The organism is Stagnihabitans sp. (genome assembly GCF_964946895.1).
Genome location: NZ_CBBQHX010000022.1, coordinates 1 through 19278, shown reverse-complemented (window position 1 = coordinate 19278; position 19278 = coordinate 1). Strand labels below are relative to the sequence as shown.

General features: G+C 63.8%; 18 protein-coding genes. 13 read left to right on the top strand and 5 right to left on the bottom strand.

The window, feature by feature from the left end:
* Nucleotide 1: 1 nt before the first annotated feature.
* From bcoG to AC1Y2B_RS14460, 8 genes are all read left to right on the top strand, one after another.
* Nucleotides 2-919, top strand: a complete 918-nt coding sequence (gene bcoG / locus AC1Y2B_RS14495) for a 3-dehydrocarnitine:acetyl-CoA trimethylamine transferase BcoG (protein WP_482253819.1) — start codon at nt 2-4, stop codon at nt 917-919.
* Nucleotides 916-1287, top strand: coding sequence for a hypothetical protein (locus tag AC1Y2B_RS14490; RefSeq protein ID WP_482253818.1), 372 nt, complete (start codon nt 916-918; stop codon nt 1285-1287). Before bcoG ends, AC1Y2B_RS14490 begins: the two co-directional genes overlap by 4 nt.
* Entirely contained in the window at nt 1284-2744 is a 1461-nt protein-coding gene (locus tag AC1Y2B_RS14485; RefSeq protein WP_482253817.1) for a carnitine 3-dehydrogenase, read from the top strand. The genes AC1Y2B_RS14490 and AC1Y2B_RS14485 overlap by 4 nt, the downstream gene beginning before the upstream one ends.
* A complete protein-coding gene (locus AC1Y2B_RS14480; RefSeq protein ID WP_482253816.1) occupies nt 2741-3493 on the top strand; it encodes an SDR family oxidoreductase in 753 nt (250 codons plus the stop codon). Before AC1Y2B_RS14485 ends, AC1Y2B_RS14480 begins: the two co-directional genes overlap by 4 nt.
* Before the next feature lie 7 nt (nt 3494-3500).
* On the top strand, nt 3501-4664 hold the full coding sequence (locus AC1Y2B_RS14475) for an acyl-CoA dehydrogenase family protein (RefSeq protein ID WP_482253815.1): 1164 nt from the start codon (nt 3501-3503) through the stop codon (nt 4662-4664).
* A 259-nt stretch (nt 4665-4923) separates the two neighbouring features.
* On the top strand, nt 4924-6915 hold the full coding sequence (locus AC1Y2B_RS14470; protein ID WP_482253814.1) for an acetate--CoA ligase family protein: 1992 nt from the start codon (nt 4924-4926) through the stop codon (nt 6913-6915).
* Nucleotides 6916-6922: 7 nt separating this feature from the next.
* Complete coding sequence (locus AC1Y2B_RS14465) at nt 6923-7711, top strand: carnitinyl-CoA dehydratase (RefSeq protein WP_482253877.1); 789 nt, start codon at nt 6923-6925, stop codon at nt 7709-7711.
* 212 nt (nt 7712-7923) lie between these two features.
* Nucleotides 7924-9147: a DUF4236 domain-containing protein gene (locus AC1Y2B_RS14460; RefSeq protein WP_482253813.1), complete on the top strand. Its 1224-nt coding sequence runs from the start codon at nt 7924-7926 to the stop codon at nt 9145-9147.
* Here the strand turns inward: AC1Y2B_RS14460 and AC1Y2B_RS14455 are convergent.
* Nucleotides 9144-10565 carry an FAD-binding oxidoreductase gene (locus tag AC1Y2B_RS14455; protein ID WP_482253812.1) on the bottom strand — a complete coding sequence of 474 codons (1422 nt, stop codon included), beginning with the start codon at nt 10563-10565 and terminating at the stop codon, nt 9144-9146. The genes AC1Y2B_RS14460 and AC1Y2B_RS14455 overlap by 4 nt on opposite strands.
* Entirely contained in the window at nt 10562-11230 is a 669-nt protein-coding gene (locus AC1Y2B_RS14450) for an arylesterase (RefSeq protein ID WP_482253811.1), read from the bottom strand. The genes AC1Y2B_RS14455 and AC1Y2B_RS14450 overlap by 4 nt, the downstream gene beginning before the upstream one ends.
* Between AC1Y2B_RS14450 and AC1Y2B_RS14445 the strand changes: the two genes are divergently transcribed.
* Entirely contained in the window at nt 11229-11894 is a 666-nt protein-coding gene (locus AC1Y2B_RS14445; RefSeq protein ID WP_482253810.1) for an ABC transporter ATP-binding protein, read from the top strand. The two genes, AC1Y2B_RS14450 and AC1Y2B_RS14445, sit on opposite strands and share 2 nt — an antisense overlap.
* Nucleotides 11891-14395: an ABC transporter permease gene (locus AC1Y2B_RS14440; RefSeq protein ID WP_482253809.1), complete on the top strand. Its 2505-nt coding sequence runs from the start codon at nt 11891-11893 to the stop codon at nt 14393-14395. The genes AC1Y2B_RS14445 and AC1Y2B_RS14440 overlap by 4 nt, the downstream gene beginning before the upstream one ends.
* 124 nt (nt 14396-14519) lie before the next feature.
* On the opposite strand, the gene AC1Y2B_RS14435 is transcribed toward AC1Y2B_RS14440, so the two are convergent.
* Genes AC1Y2B_RS14435 through AC1Y2B_RS14425 form a run of 3 tightly spaced genes read right to left on the bottom strand, consistent with a single transcriptional unit; the run spans nt 14520 to nt 16736 of the window.
* Nucleotides 14520-15323 (bottom strand): 3-methyl-2-oxobutanoate hydroxymethyltransferase, encoded by an 804-nt coding sequence (locus AC1Y2B_RS14435; protein WP_482253808.1) that lies wholly within the window; start codon nt 15321-15323, stop codon nt 14520-14522.
* Nucleotides 15323-15634, bottom strand: coding sequence for a MocE family 2Fe-2S type ferredoxin (locus AC1Y2B_RS14430; protein ID WP_482253807.1), 312 nt, complete (start codon nt 15632-15634; stop codon nt 15323-15325). The genes AC1Y2B_RS14435 and AC1Y2B_RS14430 overlap by 1 nt, the downstream gene beginning before the upstream one ends.
* Before the next feature lie 13 nt (nt 15635-15647).
* Nucleotides 15648-16736: a fatty acid desaturase family protein gene (locus AC1Y2B_RS14425; RefSeq protein WP_482253806.1), complete on the bottom strand. Its 1089-nt coding sequence runs from the start codon at nt 16734-16736 to the stop codon at nt 15648-15650.
* 132 nt (nt 16737-16868) lie between these two features.
* Here AC1Y2B_RS14425 and AC1Y2B_RS14420 point away from each other — a divergent pair, with 132 nt between their 5' ends.
* The 3 genes from AC1Y2B_RS14420 to AC1Y2B_RS14410 all read left to right on the top strand — a co-directional run.
* A complete protein-coding gene (locus tag AC1Y2B_RS14420) occupies nt 16869-17909 on the top strand; it encodes a LacI family DNA-binding transcriptional regulator (protein ID WP_482253805.1) in 1041 nt (346 codons plus the stop codon).
* A gap of 211 nt (nt 17910-18120) precedes the next feature.
* Nucleotides 18121-18927: a TIM barrel protein gene (locus tag AC1Y2B_RS14415; RefSeq protein ID WP_482253804.1), complete on the top strand. Its 807-nt coding sequence runs from the start codon at nt 18121-18123 to the stop codon at nt 18925-18927.
* 79 nt (nt 18928-19006) lie between these two features.
* Nucleotides 19007-19278: substrate-binding domain-containing protein (locus AC1Y2B_RS14410; RefSeq protein WP_482253803.1), on the top strand; the 272-nt coding region annotated here is incomplete at its 3' end.

The following is a 19278-nucleotide window of genomic DNA, read 5'->3' as shown; positions in this document are numbered from 1 at the left end:
CATGCCCCTCGCCATGAACCGCGAAGTCTTCATCACCTGCGCCGTCACCGGATCGGGCGGCACGCAGGACCGCTCCCCCCATGTCCCCCGCTCGCCCGAGCAGATCGCCAAATCCGCCATCGACGCCGCCAAGGCCGGGGCCGCGATTGTCCATTGCCACGTCCGCGACCCGGAAACCGGCAAACCCAGCCGTGATGGCAAGCTCTACCGCGAAGTGACCGAGCGGATTCGCGACAGCGGCACCGATGTTGTCCTGAACTTGACCGCGGGCATGGGCGGCGACATCTACTTCGAAGGCTCTGAAGCGATGAACCGCATGGGGGCCAAGTCCGACATGGCGGGGGCCACCGAACGCGTCGCCCATGTCGTCGAATGCCGGCCCGAGATTTGCACGCTGGACTGCGGCACGATGAACTTCAACGAGGCCGATTACGTCATGGTCAACACCCCCGGCCTTCTGCGCGACATGGCGCGGCGGATGACGGCGGCGGGTGTCCGCATCGAGATCGAGGCCTTTGACACCGGCCACCTCTGGCTCGCGAAAGAACTGGCGAAAGAGGGCGTGATCCCCGCCCCGACCCTTGTGCAGCTCTGCATGGGCGTTCCGTGGGGCGCGCCGGATGACCTCAACACCTTCCTCGCCATGGTCAACAACGTGCCAAGCGACTGGTTCTGGAGCGCCTTTGCCATCGGCCGCAACCAGATGCCCTATGTCGCGGCCTCGGTTCTGGCCGGCGGCAACGTCCGCGTGGGGCTGGAGGACAACCTCTGGCTCGACAAGGGCGTGCTCGCCACCAACGCGCAACTGGTGGAGCGGGCGGTGACCATCATCTCCAACCTCGGCGCGCGGGTGATCACGCCTGCCGAGGTGCGGGCCAAGCTGAAGCTGGAGAAGCGGGGGCCGGTGGCTCGGTCATGATCTTCTGGGACATCTTTCTCTCCGGCATCATGGGGGCCGCCGCTTTTCTTCAAGCGGAATCCGGCGGATGGAAGCTTTTCGCCGCTGCCCTCGGCCTGCTCGCACTGGGTTTTGTCGCAACAGTCGCGTTGATCGCTTCGGACGGTGGCATGAACATCGGAGCGATTTTGGCTGGGCCGGACGAGCTAAAGATCAAGGCGTTGGCGTTCCTGCCGTTTCTCGGCGTCGTCCTGGTGATCGGCACAGTCTCCGGTGCGCTGCTGCGCGGCCGGCTGACGCCGGGCAGGGCTGGCGTAGCCACCTCCATCGGGGGCTACCTGTCGCTCAACGTCATCTATTACTACTTCCTCTTCGGAGCCTTCAAATGACCAGAACAGCAACCATCATCGGCGGCGGCGTTATCGGCGGGGGCTGGGCGGCGCGGTTCCTGCTTAATGGCTGGAACGTGCAGGTCTTTGACCCCGATCCGCAGGCAGAGCGCAAGATCAACGCCGTGCTGGCGAACGCTCGGCTGGCGCTGCCCGCGCTGTCGGATGTGCCGATGCCGCCCGAGGGGCGTTTGACCTTCCATGACACGATTGGCGAGGCCGTGGAGGGCTCGGAATACGTGCAGGAGTCGGTGTCGGAGCGGATCGAGCTGAAGAAGAAGGTCTATGCCCAGTTGCAGCAGGCCAATCCGGGCGTGCTGATCGGCTCCTCGACCTCTGGCTTCAAGGCGTCCGACCTGCAGGAAGGCTCGCCCGCGCCGCACAACATCATCGTCGCACACCCGTTCAACCCGGTTTACCTGCTGCCGCTCTCGGAAGTCTCCGGCAGCCCGAAGAACCCGCCCGAGGTGGTGGCCAAGACCGTCCAGATCATGAAGGACATCGGGATGTTCCCCTTGGTCCTGAAAAAGGAAATCGACGCCTTCATCGGCAACCGCTTCCTTGAGGCGGTCTGGCGGGAAGCGCTGTGGATGCTGGTCGACGGCGTCGCCACCACCAGCGAAATTGACGACGCCATCCGCATGGGCTTTGGCCTGCGCTGGGGCCAGATGGGCCTGTTCGAGACCTACCGCGTGGCGGGGGGCGAGGCCGGGATGCGCCACTTCATGGCCCAGTTCGGCCCGGCGCTGAAATGGCCCTGGACCAAGCTGATGGACGTGCCAGAGTTCAACGACGCCCTCGTGGACCTTGTGGCCACCCAATCTGACGCCCAATCCGGCGCATACGGTATCCGTGAACTGGAGCGCATCCGCGATCAGAACCTGATCGGCTTCCTGCGCGCCCTGAAGGAACGCAACTGGGGCGCCGGCAAAGTCCTGCGCGCCCATGACGAGGCCCGCGCCGTGGCCTTCCACACCACCGACGTGACACCCAAGGCCGAACCCTTGGCGATGGCCCAAATGCAGGTCTTGCCCGGCTGGATCGACTACAACGGCCACATGACCGAAAGCCGCTACTACTTCGCCAACTCCGAAACCGTCGACGCCTTCCTGCGGCTGATCGGGGCGGGGATGGATTATGTGGCGGCGGGGCATTCCTTCTTCTCCGCCGAAACCCACATCCGCCATCTGGGCGAGGCGAAGCTGGGCGACCGGCTGACGGGCACGTTGCAGATCATCTCAGCTGATGAAAAGCGCTTCCGCTCCTTCGTGCGGATCATGAAAGGCGAGGAGTGCGTGGCCACGGTGGAGCAGCTGTGCCTGCATGTGGACATGGGCACGGGCAAGACTTCGCCCGCCTCGCCAGAGGTGTACGCCAAGCTGAAGTCCATCGCCGACGCCCATGCCGGACTGCCGATGCCCGAAGGCGCAGGCCGCGCTGTCGGGCAGAAGAAATGAAAACCGTCCTCATTACGGCGGGCGCGAATGGCATTGGTCTGGTGATGGCGAAAGCCTTCCAAGGCGCAGGCTACCGCGTCTGGGTAACCGACGTCGACACAGCCATGATCGCCGCCTTGCCGCCGGGCATTCGTGGCAGCCATGTCGATGCCTCGGACGAGGCGGGCATGGAGGCCCTGTTTGCCGACATCGCTGACGCCTGGGGCGGCTTGGATGTTCTCTGCGCCAATGCCGGAATCAAGGGCCCGACGGCGGCGATCGAAGATATGCCGCTGAAGGCCTGGCACCAATGCCTTGGCGTCAATCTGGATGGCGCGATGCTGGCAGCGAAATACGGCGCGCGATTGATGAAACCGGCCAAGACGGGGGTGATGATCTTCACATCATCGACCTCCGGCCTTTATGGCACGCCGTACCGCGCCCCTTATGCGGCGGCGAAGTGGGGTGTCATCGGCTTGATGAAGACGGTGGCGATGGAGCTTGGCCCCTTCGGCATCCGCGCCAATGCGATCTGTCCGGGGTCCGTGAATGGGCCGCGCATTGACCGGGTGATCGAGGCGGAAGCAGAAGCCAAGGGCATGACGCCGGACGCGGTGCGGCAAGGCTATGCCTCTGGCACCGCCATGAAACGGCTGACGGACCCGGAAGATGTTGCCGAAATGGCCCTCTTCCTCGCCTCCGACGCGGCGCGCATGGTCTCGGGCCAGGCGCTGGCGGTGGACGGCATGACCTATAACGTAGACCCGTGAGGACGCCATGGATTTCGGCCTGAATGAAGAACAGCAGATGATCGTCGACGCCACCCGCGCCTTCGTGGAGAACGAGCTTTATCCGCACGAAGCGCAGGTGGAGCGGACTGGCCATCTTGACCTGGATCTGATCCGAGAGATCCAGAAGAAGGCCATCGCGGCGGGGTTGTATGCCGCCAACATGCCGGAAGAGGTCGGCGGCGCCGGCCTCGATACCCTGTCTTGGCTGCTTTACGAAAAGGAACTGGGGCGGGCCAACTATGCCCTGCACTGGACCTGCGTGGCGCGGCCCTCCAACATCCTGCTGGCCGGCAATGCCGAACAGCGCGAACAATACCTGATGCCTTGCATCAGGGGCGAGACCTGGGATTGTCTGGCGATGACGGAACCGGCCGCCGGGTCTGACCTGCGCGGCATGAAAGCCAATGCGCGGCAGGATGGCGATGACTGGATCCTGAACGGCACCAAGCATTTCATCTCCCACGCCGATCTTGCCGGATTTGCCATAGTCTTCGTGGCGACAGGCGAGGAAGCCACCCCGCGCGGCCCCAAGAAGAAAATCACCGCCTTCTTCGTCGACAAGGGCACGCCTGGGTTCACCGTCCGCGACGGCTACCGCAATGTCTCGCACCGGGGCTACACCAATGCCGTGCTGGAATTTGACGACTGTCGTCTGAACAAGCGGCAAATCCTCGGAGAGGTCCACAAGGGCTTCGAGGTGGCAAACTCCTGGCTCGGTGCCACCCGCCTGCAGGTGGCCAGCACCTGCCTCGGCCGGGCCGAACGGGCCATGGGCCACGCGCTGTCCTACGCGGCAGAGCGCAAACAATTCGGTCAGCAGATCGGCAAATTCCAAGGCATCAGCTTCAAACTCGCCGACATGGCGATGGAGTTGAAGGCTGCCGAACTTCTGACCCGTGAGGCCGCGTGGAAATATGACAAGGGCACTGTCACGGAAGCTGACATGTCCATGGCCAAGCTGAAGGCCACCGAGGTGTTGGCGATGATCGCCGATGAAGCGATCCAGATCCACGGCGGCATGGGTCTGATGGAGGAACTGCCCCTTGAACGGATCTGGCGCGACGCCCGCGTCGAACGCATTTGGGAAGGCACCTCGGAAATCCAGCGCCATATCATCAGCCGCGAACTTCTGCGCCCGCTGGGTGCTTGAACCGTCGCAAGCCGGGGGTTTCACACCCCCGGACCCCCGTGGGATATTTATGAACAAATGAAAGTAACGGGATGTTAACCTCTCTGTGCAATGTTGGGTATACCGAACAGGCGGGGACGCCGATGACGGTAACAGGTGAAGATTCCCTGCCTCGTTGGATCGGGGCAGGGCGTCTTCTTGTACGACTTCATTTGTTCATAAATATCCCGGGGGTCCGGGGGCTGGCCCCCGGCGCCAGCAACAGGCGCGGAGGTCGGGCATGACGCGCCTCGACCGCCTGATGCGCCCGAAGTCCATTGCCGTTCTGGGGGCGGGCTGGGCGCTGAATGTCATCGAACAATGTCGCAAGATGGGCTTCGCCGGTGAGGTTTGGCCGGTGCATCCCAGCAAGGCAGAGATCGGTGGCCTCAAGGCCTATGCGTCGCTCTCCGATCTGCCGGGTGTGCCGGATGCGACCTTCATAGGCGTGAACCGCTTTGCCACCATCGACATCGTGGCGGAACTTGCGGCGATGGGGGCCGGGGGGGCGATTTGTTTTGCCTCTGGCTGGACCGAGGCCGGGGAACCAGGGTTGCAGGCAAAACTGGTGGCCGCTGCAGGCGACATGCCGATCCTTGGGCCGAATTGCTATGGGGTGATCAATTACCTCGACGGTGCCCTTCTGTGGCCCGATCAGCATGGCGGGGTTCCGGTCAAGTCGGGCGTGGCGCTGGTCAGCCAGTCGTCCAACATCGTCATCAATCTGGGCATGCAAAAGCGCGGCCTTCCGGTGGCCTATGTCGCCTGTTTGGGCAATGCCGCCGTAGTGGGCCTGGCCGAACTGGCGGGGGCGGTTCTCGATGACCCGCGTGTCACTGCCTTGGGCATGTATGTCGAGGGCATCGACGACGCCGCAGCCTTTGCTGCCCTGGCTGAGAAGGCAAGGGCGATGGGCAAGGGGATTGTTGTCATCAAGTCCGGCAAGACGGAACTGTCTCGCACCGCCGCCGCGTCGCACACCGCGTCGCTGGCCGGTGGCGGTGCGGCCTCCAGCGCCTTCCTGCGGCAGATCGGGGTGGCCGAGGTCAACACGCCCTCGGAACTGATCGAGACGCTGAAGATCCTGCATGTCCATGGCACCGGGCTGGGGCAACGGATCTGCTCGCTGTCCTGCTCGGGCGGCGAGGCCGGGTTGGTGGCGGATCTGGCGGCCCCCTTCGGGATCGAATTTCCGCCGGTGCCAGCGCCCGTGAAAGCCCGCCTGAACGAGATCCTCGGGCCGATCGTGACAGTGGCCAATCCCTTGGATTACCACACCTTCATCTGGGGCGACGGGCCGCGCACCACGGATGTCTTCACCACCATGCTCTCGGGCTATGACGCAGGCATCTATATCATCGACATGCCACGCGGCGATCGCTGCGACCCTTCGGGCTATCAACCGGCCTTCGACGCGATTGTCGCGGCGCAGCGCGCCACGGGCAAACCGGCTTTGCCCGTGGCTTCGATGGCCGAGAACTTCGATGAAGCCTATGCCGGCACATTGATCGAGCAGGGCGTCTGCGTGCTGATGGGGCTGGAGACGGCCCTGGCGGCGATCAAGGCGGTGCAGATGCCCGCTGGTGTGGCGGGCTGGCGGCCGCTGCGGGCTTTGGCGCCCCGGCAGACGGTGCTGCTGAGCGAAGCGGATGGCAAGGCATTGCTGGCTTCGGTCGGGATTGCGGTGCCCAAGTCTGTAACCGCGCCGACCTTGGCCGAGCTTGCGGCAGGTAGGGTGGGGTTAACCCCACCCTACGCGTTGAAAGGCCTCGGCTTTGCCCACAAGACCGAGGCCGGGGCGGTGCGTCTGGGGCTCACCTCGCTCGACGGTCAGGCCGAAATGCCGAGCGCGACCGGCTATCTGCTTGAGGAGATGGTCACGGGTTCGGCTGCAGAAATCCTCGTCGGACTGCGGCGCGATCCGATCTATGGGGTCAGCCTGACACTTGGAATGGGCGGCGTCACGGCAGAGGTTCTGGCCGATACCGTCACCTTGATCCTGCCCGCCTCGGAGGTCGAGGTTCTGGCAGCGCTGCGGCGTTTGCGGCTTTGGCCCTTGCTGGATGGCTATCGGGGCCGGGCGAAGGCGGATATGGCGGCTTTGGCGTCCTTGGCGGTGCGCCTGGGCGATCTGATGGCCGCCGACGCCACTCTGGAGGAAATCGAAATCAACCCGGTGATGGTCCGCGAAACGGGCGCCATCGCCGTGGATGCCCTGATCAGGAGAGCTTAAGATGGACATGACAAGCGAAGGCCCGGTCAAGACCCGGCGTGAGGGCGCGATCCTGGAGGTCACTCTCGACCGGCCCAAGGCCAATGCGATTGATCTGGTCACGTCCCGGATCATGGGGCAGACGTTTCGGGCGTTCCGGGATGATGACAGCCTGCGGGTTTGCATCCTGCGTGCTGCGGGGGAGAAGTTCTTCTGCCCCGGTTGGGATTTGAAAGCCGCTGCGGGCGGCGATGCCGTTGATGGCGACTATGGCGTCGGCGGGTTTGGCGGGCTGCAGGAGTTGCCCAATCTGAACAAGCCGGTGATTGCCGCCGTGAATGGCATCTGCTGCGGCGGCGGGTTGGAACTGGCTTTGTCCTGCGACTTGATCCTGTGCTCGGACAACGCGACCTTTGCTTTGCCGGAGATCCGGTCTGGGACCGTGGCGGATGCGGCCTCGATCAAGCTGCCCAAGCGGATCCCGTATCATGTGGCGATGGATCTGCTGCTGACGGGCCGCTGGTTCGATGCCGAGGAGGCGCTGCGGTGGGGGATTGTGAAGGAGATTTGTTCTCCTGCGGAGTTGTTGGCCAAGGCTTGGGATCTGGCGCGGCTGTTGGAATCCGGGCCGCCCCTGGTTTACGCGGCCATCAAGGAAGTCGTGCGCGAGGCGGAGGCTTTGCGGTTTCAGGATGCTTTGAATAGGGTCACGAAAAGGCAGCTTGTGACGGTGGATCGGCTTTATTCGAGCGAGGATCAGCTGGAGGGGGCGCGGGCTTTTGCCGAGAAGCGGGACCCGGTCTGGAAGGGGAAGTAGGTGTGCAACCTTGGGGATTGCACGCGTGCAATGGGGGGTAAGGGTTTGATATAATTGGGGAAGGTGGGTTTTGATTCACTTTTTGTTAACTCTTGGTGTGGGAAATTTTCGGCAAGCACCGACCGATCGGGCCAGACTATTTTTCAAGCAAAGAGAATTTTCACGCCACAGGATGGTATCTATGGTGACGCGAGAACAGCAGAGGTTGCGATATGACGCTCCGTTTCAGGCAAACTTTTACACTTTTTCCCGGCGTCCGGATCAATGTTGGAAAGCGGGGCATTAGCACCAGCATTGGCGTTCGGGGAGCGACCGTGAATATTGGGCGGCAGGGTGTCCGCGCAACGGTCGGCGCACCGGGCACAGGCCTTTCGTACACCACGCTCGTCGTTCCGTTTGGCGGCTCCGGTGCGTCTGGTGGTTCGGGAAACAGTCCCGACAATCAGTCGCCCGTCTATTCCCCCGACCCTATCCGAACACCTGCATCGGACAACATCCCGGCTTCTGCCAAGGTCTACATGCCTCAAGCGGGCATGAATGAAATTTCCAGCGCGTCGGTGGAGGTCCTCACTAGTTCGACGTTGGTGCCTATGCGCGACATGGTCGCGAAGGCGCGCGAGCAACAGGCGCAAGTCAGAGCCGATCTTCAAGAGGCACGCGAAGAGGAGGCGAAACAGAAAGGGGAGTTGAATCGCCGGAAGGGCAGCTTGTTTCGCTGGTTCTATCGAAAGCGGATTGCCGAATTGGAGGTGTCGCTTCCCGTCACAGTAGCCGAGATTCGGCGCCTAAGCGAATGGGAGGGGAACACCAAGATTTCCGTCGCCTTCGAAGCTGGGGAAGCTGCGCAGCGAGCTTATGCGGACATGGTTAGAGCGTTCGAAGCCCTGAAGCAATGTCAGAAACGCTGGGACATTACTTCTCATCGCGCGGCGAACCAGTTTGCGGAAAGGACAGTTGCGAACCGCGTGATTGATCGTCATCCGGTCAAGCTGGAATTCAGTTCCGCCGATTTGATCCAGTTCAGTGGGCGTGCCATGCGTTTCGAGAACGTCAATGGTGATGATATACTCATATATCCTGGCGTTGCGCTGATACCGAGAGCGGATGGAGCTTTTGCACTAATCGACCTGAGGGAATTGGAAACCGAAGCGAATGTGTCGGCATTTCATGAAACGGAAGGTGTTCCAAGGGATTCAAAGGTGATTGGGAATACTTGGGCTAAGACGAACAAGGACGGGTCACCGGACAAGCGTTTCAAAGAAAACTATCAGATTCCAATTTGCCAGTATGGTCGCATTGCGTTTCGCTCCAAGTCAGGGATAACCGAGGAATATATGTTCTCAAATGCCGAAGCTGCGTTTGCCTTTTCAATCGCTGTGAAGGCATATCAGAAGGCGTTAGCGGACACAGATGCTCCAGAAGTTGATGCTCCCTAGGCGGGGGGAATGACTTTGCCGGGGTTCATCAGGTTTTGCGGGTCCAGGGCGGCTTTGACCGCTCGCATCACGTCGAGGGCTACGGGGTCTTTGCGGCGGGCCATTGTGTTTAGCTTCGACAACCCGACGCCGTGTTCGGCGCTGAAGCTGCCTCCCAGTTCCTCGACCACGTCTTCGACGGCCTCAAGGACGGCCTCGTGCAGCACGGGGTCTTTGCGGGTGGGGAAGACGGTGTAGTGCAGGTTGCCGTCGCCGAGGTGGGCGACGGTGAGGGTGTCGGATTGCGGGTCTAGGGTCAGGAGGCGGGGGGTGATGCGGGTGTAGAACTCGGGGATCAGGTGCAGGGGCAGGGCGATGTCGGTGTCGATGGAGGGCTGGCGGGAGTTGGTGATCTCGGCGGCCAGTTCGCGGCGCTTCCACATGGCGAGGCGTTGGGTGGTGTTCTGGGCGATTTCGGCATCGAGGACCGCGCCGGTCTCGATGAGGGCGGCAAGGGTGGTTTCAAGGAGGGTGACGATGGGGATTTCGCCGCTCTCGTCGGGGGTGGAGTCTTTGGGGGCGGTGGCGGCGAGTTCGACGAGGATGTTGGTCTCAAAGCGTTTGTCGAAGGGGAGGCGGACGTCTGGGCGGGCTTCGGAGAGGCGCTGGATGTAGGAGGCGGGCATGTATTCGAAGGCTTCAACCGCGCCGCCTGAGGCTTCCTGCAGGGTGTTGAGGAGGTCGAGCGCGTCGGGCAGGGAGCGGGCGGCGAGGGTGGCGGTGGCGTAGGCTTTCGGGCGCGGGACCAGTTTCATCACGGCGGCGGTGATGACGCCCAAGGTGCCCTCGGCCCCGATGAACATCTGGCGCAGGTCGTAGCCGGAGTTGTTTTTGTGCAGTTCGGACATGAGGTTGAGGATGCGGCCATCGGGAAGGACGACCTCTAGCCCAAGGCAGAGGGCGCGGGTGGAGCCGTAGCGGACGACGTTGGAGCCGCCGGCGTTGGTGGACAGGACGCCGCCTATCATGGCGGAGCCGCGGGCGCCGAACCAGAGGGGGAAGTAGAGGTTTCGCGCCTCTGCCGCGTCGTGGAGGGATTGGAGGATCACGCCGGCTTCCACGACGGCGATGCGGGTTTCGGGGCGGATCTCGCGGATTTTGTTGAGGCGTTCGACCGAGAGCATGAGGCCTTTGGTCATGGCGGCCCCGGTCAGGCCGGTGAGGCCGGAGACCGGGACGAGGGGGGTGTTGTGGCGGGCGCAGGCCCTGACGACCTCGGACACCTCGGCGGTGCTACCGGGGCGGACGACGGCGGCGGGTTCGGGGTGGTAGTGGCCGCTCCATTCCGTCTGGTATTTTGCAGTGTCGGCGCCGGTGAGGACATGGGTGGGGCCCACGATGGCGGCGAGGTCTGTCAGGAGGGCGGCGGGCAGGGTCATTGGATTTCTTTCAGCAGATCAAGGACGTAGGGGCCGATGCCCGCGACGATGATTTTGACGCCATCGGGGTTGGGGTGCATGCCATCGGCCTGCAGGTATTGCGCCATGGCGGCGGGGTCGGGGGTCTTGGCCAAGAGGGGGGCGAAGAAGCCGGGGGCGAGGAGGACGTGATATTGGGCGGCAAGGTCCGGGTAGATGGCGTCGAACTGTGCCTTGTAATCGGGGCCGTAGTTGCCGGGGGCCTGCATGGCGATCAGAAGGACGGGGATGTGCTTGGCCGTGGTGGCCTTCAGGATCGCGTCCAGATTGGCGCGGGTCTGGGCGGGATCCAGCCCGCGCAACATGTCATTGCCGCCGAGGGTGACGATCAGGGCCTGAACCTCGGGGGCGAGGGTCCAGTCGAGGCGCGACAGGCCACCGGCAGAGGTGTCGCCGGAGACGCCGGCGTTTTCGACGGTGACGGTCTGGCCTTGGGTTGCGAGCCAGGCTTGCAGTTGCGGGACAAAGCCGTCTTCGGGGGCCAGGCCATAGCCCTGGGTCAGGCTGTCGCCCAAGGCGGCGATGGTGGTGGCAGAGGCGGGGCCCGCCAGCAATAACGCTAACGTTATGTTGCGCAAGGCGCGGATCGGCCCATATGTGAGCAAAGATGCAAGGGCAGTTTTCATGAACACGGTTCTGGACTTGAAGGATGTGCGGCTGAGCCTGAAGGGCAATGCCGGGCCGGTGGAGATTTTGCGCGGGATTTCCCTGACGGTGGAGGAAGGGGAAAGTCTGGCGCTGATCGGGCCTTCGGGGTCGGGCAAATCCTCGCTCCTCATGTTGATGGCCGGGCTGGAACGGGCCTCGGCTGGGCAAATAAGCGCTTTGGGTCAGGATCTGACCGCGATGGACGAGGATGCGCTGGCGCGCTTCCGCCGGGGGAATATGGGCGTGGTGTTCCAGAGTTTCCATCTGATTCCGACGATGACTGCGGTGGAAAACGTCGCGGTGCCCTTGGAAATCGCTGGCGAGGCCGGGGCTTTCGCGCGGGCGCGCGCGGAATTGGAGGCGGTGGGGCTGGGTGCCCGGGCCGGGCATTATCCAAGCCAGCTGTCGGGGGGCGAGCAGCAGAGGGTGGCTTTGGCACGGGCCTCGGTTGTCAGGCCGAAGCTGCTGTTGGCGGATGAGCCGACGGGGAACCTTGATACCGGGAATGGTGCTGCGATCATGGATTTGCTGTTTGGCTTGCGCGACCGGCATGGCGCGACTTTGGTGATGGTGACGCATGCTGCGGAACTGGCCTCGCGCTGTGACAGGGTGTTGCGGTTGGCCGATGGGGTGCTGGCGTGAGCCTCGCCTGGGTGTTGGCGCGGCGGGAGTTGCGTGGCGGGATCGCGGGGTTTCGCATCCTGATCCTGTGCCTGGCCCTTGGGGTCGCGGCGATTGCTGCCGTTGGGATGCTGCGGGCGGCGATCGAAGGCGGGCTGGCGGATCAGGGCGCGGTCATTCTGGGCGGCGATGCGCAGATGAATTTCACCTATCGGTTTGCCAGTGCCGAAGAGAAGGCCTGGATGGCCGCACATGCCACCAAGGTGTCGGAGGTGGTCGAGTTCCGGTCCTTGGCGGTGGCCGCAGAGGATCGTGCGCTGACACAGGTCAAGGCGGTGGATGATCTGTGGCCCCTTGTCGGCGATGTCGGGCTGGCGGCGGGGACGTTGGCCGAGGCATTTGCGGTCAAGGACGGGCGGCCCGGCGGGGTGATGGAGAAGGTTCTGGCGGATCGGCTGGGGCTGAAGGTGGGGGATACTTTCAAACTGGGGTTGCAGGAATTCCGGCTGGGGGCGGTTTTGCTGAAAGAGCCGGATTCCGCGACGGCGGGCTTGGGTTTGGGGCCGAGGACGCTGGTCCGGACAGAGGATCTGGCCCAGTCGGGGCTGATCGCGCCGGGGACGCTTTATGAGACGGATTACCGCTTGCTGGCACCGGGGGCGGATCTGGACGGGCTGAAGGCGGCGGCAGAGACGGCGTTTCGCGACAAGGGCATGGCTTGGAGCGACCGGCGCCACGCGGCGCAGGGCGTAGAGAAGTTTGTCGAGCGGCTGGGATCCTTCCTGATCCTGGTGGGGTTGGCGGGGTTGGCAGTGGGGGGGGTGGGCGTCGCCTCGGCGGTGCGGGCCTTCATGGAGGCACGGGTGGCGACGATTGCCACGTTGAAGGTGCTGGGGGCCGAGGGGCGCCTGGTGATGCGGGTCTATCTTCTGCAGATCGCGGTGATCTGCGGGATTGGTGTGGGGCTGGGGCTGGTGCTGGGGGCAGGGCTGCTGCTGCTGGGCGCGCCGCTGATCGCCGGGGCGATGCCGTTTCCGGTGGCGTTCGGGCTTTATCCGGTGCCGTTGCTGCAGGCGGCATTTTATGGCGTGGTGACCGGCCTGTTGTTTGCCCTCTGGCCGCTCAGCCAGGCCGTCCGGCAAAGGGCGACTGCTTTATATAGGGGGGCGGCCGAGCGGGTCTGGCCGAAGCTTCAGCATCTGGCCGCGATGGCCGGGCTCTTGGCGCTGTTTGTCGGCGGGGCAGTGTGGTTTTCCGGCAGTGCGATGCTGGCTTTGGGGACCTTGGGCGGGGTCTTTGCGGCGCTGGCGGTGCTGGCCTTGGCGGGGTTGGGGTTGAAGGTGCTGGCGCGCTGGCTGGCAAGGCGGCGGTTTGTGGAGGGGCGACCGGGCCTGCGTTGGGCGCTGGCCGCGATTGGCGGCCCCCGGTCAGAAGCTTTGGCGGTGGTGCTGTCATTGGGTCTGGGGCTGAGCGTGCTGGCCGTGGTGGGGCAGATTGACGCGAACTTCCGCGCCTCGATTGCCAGTGACCTGCCGGCCAAGGCGCCAAGTTTCTTCTTCATTGATCTGCAGGATGCCGAGTTGCAGCCGTTTCTGGACATGATGAAGGGCAATCCGGCGGTGTCGAAGGTGGAGTCCGCGCCGATGCTGCGGGGGATCCTGACCAAGATCAACGGCAAGAAGGCGCGGGATGTGGTGGGGGATCATTGGGTGGTGATGGGCGACCGTGGCATCACCTTCTCGGGCGCGCCGCCGGCGGGGACTTCGGTGACGGCGGGGGCGTGGTGGCCGCAGGATTACACCGGACCGGCGCAGATTTCCTTTGCCGCGCAGGAAGCGGCCGAGATGCACCTGAAGTTGGGCGACAGACTGACGGTGAACATTCTGGGGCGCGATATCGAGGCGACGATCACCTCGTTCCGCAAGGTGGATTTTTCCAGCGCGGGGATGGGGTTCGTGATGGCGATCAACCCCTCGGCGGTGGCGGGGGCACCGCATTCGTCGATTGCGACGGTCTATGCCGAGGCTGGGGCAGAGGCCGCGATCCTGCGGGATACGTCGAAGGCTTTTCCCAACATCACGGCGATTTCGGTGAAGGAGGCAATTGGCCGGGTGGTGGAGGCTTTGGGGGCGATTGCCACCGCGACGGTGCTGGCGGCGGGGGCGGTGTTGGTGACCGGCATCGTGGTGCTGATCGGCGGGGCGGCGGCGGGGGTTCCGGCGCGGATGCGGGAGGCGGCGGTTCTGAAGGTGCTGGGGGCGACGCGGACGCGCATCCTGGCCAGTTTCGCGCTGCGCTCGGCCCTGATGGGGGCTGCGGCGGGGCTGGTGGCAATCTTGGCCGGAGGGGTTGGCGGCTGGGCGGTGCTGCGGCTGGTGATGGACCTGCCCTACCGCTTCGAGCCATGGTCGGCCCTGGCGATTGTTGCGGGTGGGATGGTGGCCACATTGGCGGCAGGGGTGGTGTTTGCCTATCGGCCGATCTCTGCCCGGCCGGCGCGGGTGCTGCGGGACGCGGAGTAGACGATTTTTCTACGAAAAATCTGGGGGCTGAGGGGGACGATTTTTCTGCGAAAAATCGCGTGCCTCCGGCGGGAGTATTTGGGCAAGGAGCAAATGGGGCGGCTTTGCAGGCCGCCCGCTTGCATCATTTGGTCTGGTCGTTCAGCCAGTCACGGAAAGCGGCCACGACGTCGGGATTGGAATCCACGAGGTATTGCGGCGCGGGGTATTCGCCGCTGTGGACGTCTTGGGCGAAACGGGTCATCGCCTCGATCCGAAGGGCTTGCAGGCGAGCGTGTTCAGCGGCGAAGTTGGCATAGATCTTGGCATGGCGCGGGACTTTGCCCGTGTTTTGCCCCAGCACATCATCGGTGAAGAGGTATTGCGCGTGGCCTGCGGCGCCAGCACCCATCGAGATCAGGAAGAGGTCGGTCTTTTCGGCAATGGCTTGGGTGATGGAATGGGGGACGACCTCGATTTCCACCGCGAAGGCGCCGGCGTCGGCGAGGGCCACGCATTGGTCCCAGACGCGTTTGGCGCTGTCGAGGGTTTTGCCCACGGCCTTGAAGCCGCCGGTCCAGGTGGCTTTGGAGGGGATCAGGCCGACATGACCGCAGACCGGGATGGCGTGGTCGGCGAGTTCCTTGACGGTGCGGAGCGAGCCCGAGCAATAGACGCCGTCGGCACCGGCCTTGTACAGGGGCAGCGCCCAGCGGAGGAAATCGTCGGTGCCGCCGATTTCATAGAAGTTGTCGCCAGGGAAGGCGAAGGCGTTGGGGGCCACCTCGCGGAAGCGGCGGTCGTGGATCATCGCGGGGGGGATGGAGAAAAGCTCGACCCCGGCGGTTGCCGCAGCTGCGGCCTCGTCCAGGGTTTCGACGCGCAGCATCGCGTATTGGTGGCGGCCGCGGTTGGCCAGAAGATCGGCGACGGTGGGACGCTTGGCCATCAGGACACCTCGATGAAAACGCGGGAGCCTTCGACCTTGGTCTTGTAGGTCTTCAGGTTGACGCAGACCGGGGCGCGTTTGGCCTCGCCGGTGCGGTAGTCGAACTGGCCGTTGTGTTTGGGGCATTCGATCACGTGGTCCATCACCAGACCGTCCGACAGATGCACATCCTCGTGCGTGCATTTACCGGCGGTGGCGTAGAACTTGCCGTCGGGGGAGTGGTAGATGGCATAGGTCGCCCCGGCGTGATCGAAGCGGATCAGATCCTCGGCTTCGATGTCGGAGGTGTCACAGGCGTCAATCCAGGGCATTCGCGGGTTCCTATTATTCGGCAGCAGAGACAGTTTGACCGAGCGCGCCTTCATGGAAATCCATCCGGTAGGGCTTGGCGGTGGCGGGCAGGGCGCGCTGCAGGAAGTAATCCTCGTACTGCAACTGGCGCTTCAGGGCGGGCCACATTTCAGCAAAGGCGGCGGCGATAGAGGGGTTGGGGGCGGGCAGGTCGTGCTTGATCGCCGCGTGCAACGCAGGCAGGGCGTGGTAGGGGACCATGGGGAACATATGGTGTTCGACGTGGTAGTTCATGTTCCAGTAGATGAACCGGGAAATCGGGTTCATGTAGACGGTACGGGAGTTCAGCCGGTGGTCGATGACGTTATCGGCCAGACCGCCATGCTGCAGAAGGCCGGTCATGATGTGGTGCCAGGCCCCGTACATCCGTGGCAGGCCGATCACCATCAGGGGCAGGATCGAGTGCATCCAAAGCGCCAGCCCAAGGGTCGCCGCGTAGATGGCCACCGAAATCCGGGCAACGCGGACGACTTTGGGCCATTCGCTTTGCGGGACGAAGGTGCGTTCTTCCGCCGTGGGGCCAGAGATGGCGTTGGTGATCATTCTGGGAATGTAGGACATGACCTCGGGGATGCCGACGAAGGACAACAGCAGTTTGCCCAGCACGCCGGGGCGCATCACGGCAATTTCCGGGTCGCGGCCGACGATGTAGGTGTCGGTGTGGTGGCGGGCGTGGCTCCACCGCCAGGTGGCGGAGTTGCGCATGATCATGAAGCTGGCGATTTCGTAGACCACGTTGTTCATCCACGGCGTCTTGAACGCGGTGCCGTGTGAGGCCTCGTGCCAGCGGCTATCGGAGGCCGAGCCGTAGAGGACGCCGTAAGCCAGCCAGACCGGAATGGTCCAGGGCGAGGGCCAGAACGCGATGCCGATGCCGGCGAAGAGGATCATCAGCCCGTACAGGATCACCGTGTCGCGGATGGCAGGCGCATCCGAGCGTTGCATGAAGGCCTTCATGTCCTTCCGCGGCACGTCGGTGTGGTACCATTCGGCTGCGGCAAGACCCATCTCGACCGCGCGTTTGCCGTCCGGCCCCAGAAGGCTGTAATTGCGTTTTGACATGACCTCTCCCCTCCGCTCACCGCGGTCTCCGGGGGGGAGGTTAGAGGCAAAGCGCCGATTCACGCAACGATGGACGTGAAGACTTTCGTCATATATCGTCAGAAGCCAGGAAATGGATGACGAAAAGACATCATGGCAAGACGACCGGGATTGGTGGAACTGGCGCAAGCGGCGGGTGTGTCGCTGGCGACGGTGGACCGTGCGCTGAACGGGCGCGAAAAGGTGCGTGGCGATACCGTGGCGCGCATCGCGGATGCGGCGCGGCGCATCGGGCATCCGGCCGCTCTGCGGCTGGCGGGGGCTGCGGCAGATCTGCCTGAAGTGCGCTTTGGCGTGGCGCTGCACAAGCAGGGTCAGGATTTCTACAAGGCCTTCGCCGAGGCCCTGCACCGCGCGGTCGCTGAGGCCAAGGGCGTGCAGGGCCGGCTGGTTCTGGAGTTTTCCACCAGCCAGGCACCGTCGGAAATGGCGCGGCTGTTGCGCGGGATGGAGGGGCGCTGCGATGTGCTGGCGGCGACGGCCGTCAACCACCCCGAAGTGACCGAGGCGGTGGAGCATCTGCGCGGCACGGGCATGCATGTGTTCTCGCTGCTGTCGGATTTCGCGGAGGCGGCGCGGACGGGGTATCTGGGGCTCGACAACCTCAAGCACGGGCGGACGGCGGGGTGGATGATGGGCTTGGCGGCCAAGGGCGGCGATCCGAAGCCCGCGGGCAAACTGGCGATCTTCGTCGGCGGCCATCGCTGGCACGGGCACGAGCTGCGAGAGACCGGCTTTCGCGCCTATCTGCGCGAAAAGGCGCCGCAGCTGGAGGTGCTGGAGGCGATGGTCAATCTGGAAACCCGCCAGCTGACCTACGAGGCGACGCTGGCGCTGCTGGCGCGGCATGCCAATCTGCGCGGGGTTTACGTGGCCGGGGGCGGCATGGAGGGTGCGATTGCGGCGCTGCGCGAGGCGCGGCGGCCAGAGGTGGCGCTGATCGTTTCGGCGCTGACGGCGGACAGCAGGGCGGCCTTGGGTGAGGGGGTGGTGACCATGGTTCTGGACACGCCTTTGGAAAAATTATGCCGCGCGCTGTTTGCGACGATGGCGCGCGCAGCCCTTGGGCAGGGCGAGGTCGAACGGGTTCAGGTGTTCCTGCCCCCGGACATCCACGTCGGCGAATCGGTTTGACGGCCAATTAGGACAGAAAAGCTGCCGTTTTTCGGCGAAGCCACGGCCCTCACGTACGGGCGCGGGGAATTTGGATACGCGCGCGTTGGGGCTTGCATTCTGGAACGCATGTTCTGATTTTAGAATTTTCAGTTGATAATCCCGCGAAATGGAATATCAATTCCACCAACGCGGGGCTCGGTTGCCCCTCGATTTGGGAGAATCACGGGTCATGCTGCCCTTTGCACTGAACCACATGACGGCGCCGAACATGGCGTGGGAACCCTTTCTGGACCTGGCAAAGGGTCTGGGCTGCGTCGGGGTCGAATTCCGCAACGACTTGAAATCGCCGCTGTTTGGCGGGGCTGATCCGGCCGTCGTCAAGGCTGCCGTCGCCGCCCGTGGCCTGCGCTTTCTGGCGCTGGCCGAGGTGAAGATGTTCAACGACTGGTCCGAGGCCAAGCGGGCCGAGGCCGAGGCGTTGATGAAGATCGCCGTGGCGGCGGGCGCCGAAGCGGTCAGCCTGATTCCGCGCAACGATGGCGTGGCGACAGATCGCGCCGACAGTTTCAAGGTCACGGAAACCGCGCTGCGGGAACTGCTGCCGATGCTGAAGGCGCATGGGCTGAAGGCGATGGTGGAACCCTTGGGTTTTGCGGTCTGCTCCTTGCGCTACAAGGACGTTCTGGCCGAAGTGATCCATGCCGTGGGCGGCGTTGGAACCTATTTCATGGTCCATGACACCTTCCACCACGCGCTGGCGGGCTTTGGGCCGATCTATCCGGAACTGACGGGAATCGTTCACGTTTCCGGCGTCAAGGACTCGATTTATCTGGATGACATGCGCGATCCGCACCGGGTTCTGGTCGATGCCGATGACGTTCTGGGCAACGTGGCGCAGATCCGCGCCTTGAAGGCTGCAGGCTACACCGGGGCGATTTCGTACGAACCCTTTGCGCCTTCGGTGCATGGGTTGGCGGACCACGCTCCGGCGTTGGCGGCCTCGATGGAATTCATTCGCGCAGGCGTGGAGGCCTGAGCGAAGGGAATACCGCCCCGAAGTGGGCGGCCCGGCTGGGAGAACGGGGACGCCGGGCCCCGTATGTGGAGGAGAGACCATGAAGACGTATCTTATTGCTGCCGCCGTGGCCCTGATGGGCACGACCGCAATGGCCGACATCGGCGTTTCGATGGCGAAGTTCGACGACAACTTCCTGACCGTTCTGCGCAACGGGATCCAAGCCTATGCCGACAAGAACGGCCAAAAGGTTCAGATCGAAGATGCGAAGGACGATGTGGCCAAGCAATTGGACCAGATCAACAACTTCATCGCGTCGGGCGTTTCGGCGATCATCGTGAACCCGGTTGACACCTCGGCCACGCAAGCCAT

Coding starts and splice junctions, on each gene's coding strand:
- bcoG (WP_482253819.1), top strand. CDS start 2: ATGCCCCTCGCCATGAACCGCGAAGTCTTCATCACCTGCGCCGTCACC.
- AC1Y2B_RS14490 (WP_482253818.1), top strand. CDS start 916: ATGATCTTCTGGGACATCTTTCTCTCCGGCATCATGGGGGCCGCCGCT.
- AC1Y2B_RS14485 (WP_482253817.1), top strand. CDS start 1,284: ATGACCAGAACAGCAACCATCATCGGCGGCGGCGTTATCGGCGGGGGC.
- AC1Y2B_RS14480 (WP_482253816.1), top strand. CDS start 2,741: ATGAAAACCGTCCTCATTACGGCGGGCGCGAATGGCATTGGTCTGGTG.
- AC1Y2B_RS14475 (WP_482253815.1), top strand. CDS start 3,501: ATGGATTTCGGCCTGAATGAAGAACAGCAGATGATCGTCGACGCCACC.
- AC1Y2B_RS14470 (WP_482253814.1), top strand. CDS start 4,924: ATGACGCGCCTCGACCGCCTGATGCGCCCGAAGTCCATTGCCGTTCTG.
- AC1Y2B_RS14465 (WP_482253877.1), top strand. CDS start 6,923: ATGACAAGCGAAGGCCCGGTCAAGACCCGGCGTGAGGGCGCGATCCTG.
- AC1Y2B_RS14460 (WP_482253813.1), top strand. CDS start 7,924: ATGACGCTCCGTTTCAGGCAAACTTTTACACTTTTTCCCGGCGTCCGG.
- AC1Y2B_RS14455 (WP_482253812.1), bottom strand. CDS start 10,565: ATGACCCTGCCCGCCGCCCTCCTGACAGACCTCGCCGCCATCGTGGGC.
- AC1Y2B_RS14445 (WP_482253810.1), top strand. CDS start 11,229: ATGAACACGGTTCTGGACTTGAAGGATGTGCGGCTGAGCCTGAAGGGC.
- AC1Y2B_RS14450 (WP_482253811.1), bottom strand. CDS start 11,230: ATGAAAACTGCCCTTGCATCTTTGCTCACATATGGGCCGATCCGCGCC.
- AC1Y2B_RS14435 (WP_482253808.1), bottom strand. CDS start 15,323: ATGGCCAAGCGTCCCACCGTCGCCGATCTTCTGGCCAACCGCGGCCGC.
- AC1Y2B_RS14430 (WP_482253807.1), bottom strand. CDS start 15,634: ATGCCCTGGATTGACGCCTGTGACACCTCCGACATCGAAGCCGAGGAT.
- AC1Y2B_RS14425 (WP_482253806.1), bottom strand. CDS start 16,736: ATGTCAAAACGCAATTACAGCCTTCTGGGGCCGGACGGCAAACGCGCG.
- AC1Y2B_RS14420 (WP_482253805.1), top strand. CDS start 16,869: ATGGCAAGACGACCGGGATTGGTGGAACTGGCGCAAGCGGCGGGTGTG.
- AC1Y2B_RS14415 (WP_482253804.1), top strand. CDS start 18,121: ATGCTGCCCTTTGCACTGAACCACATGACGGCGCCGAACATGGCGTGG.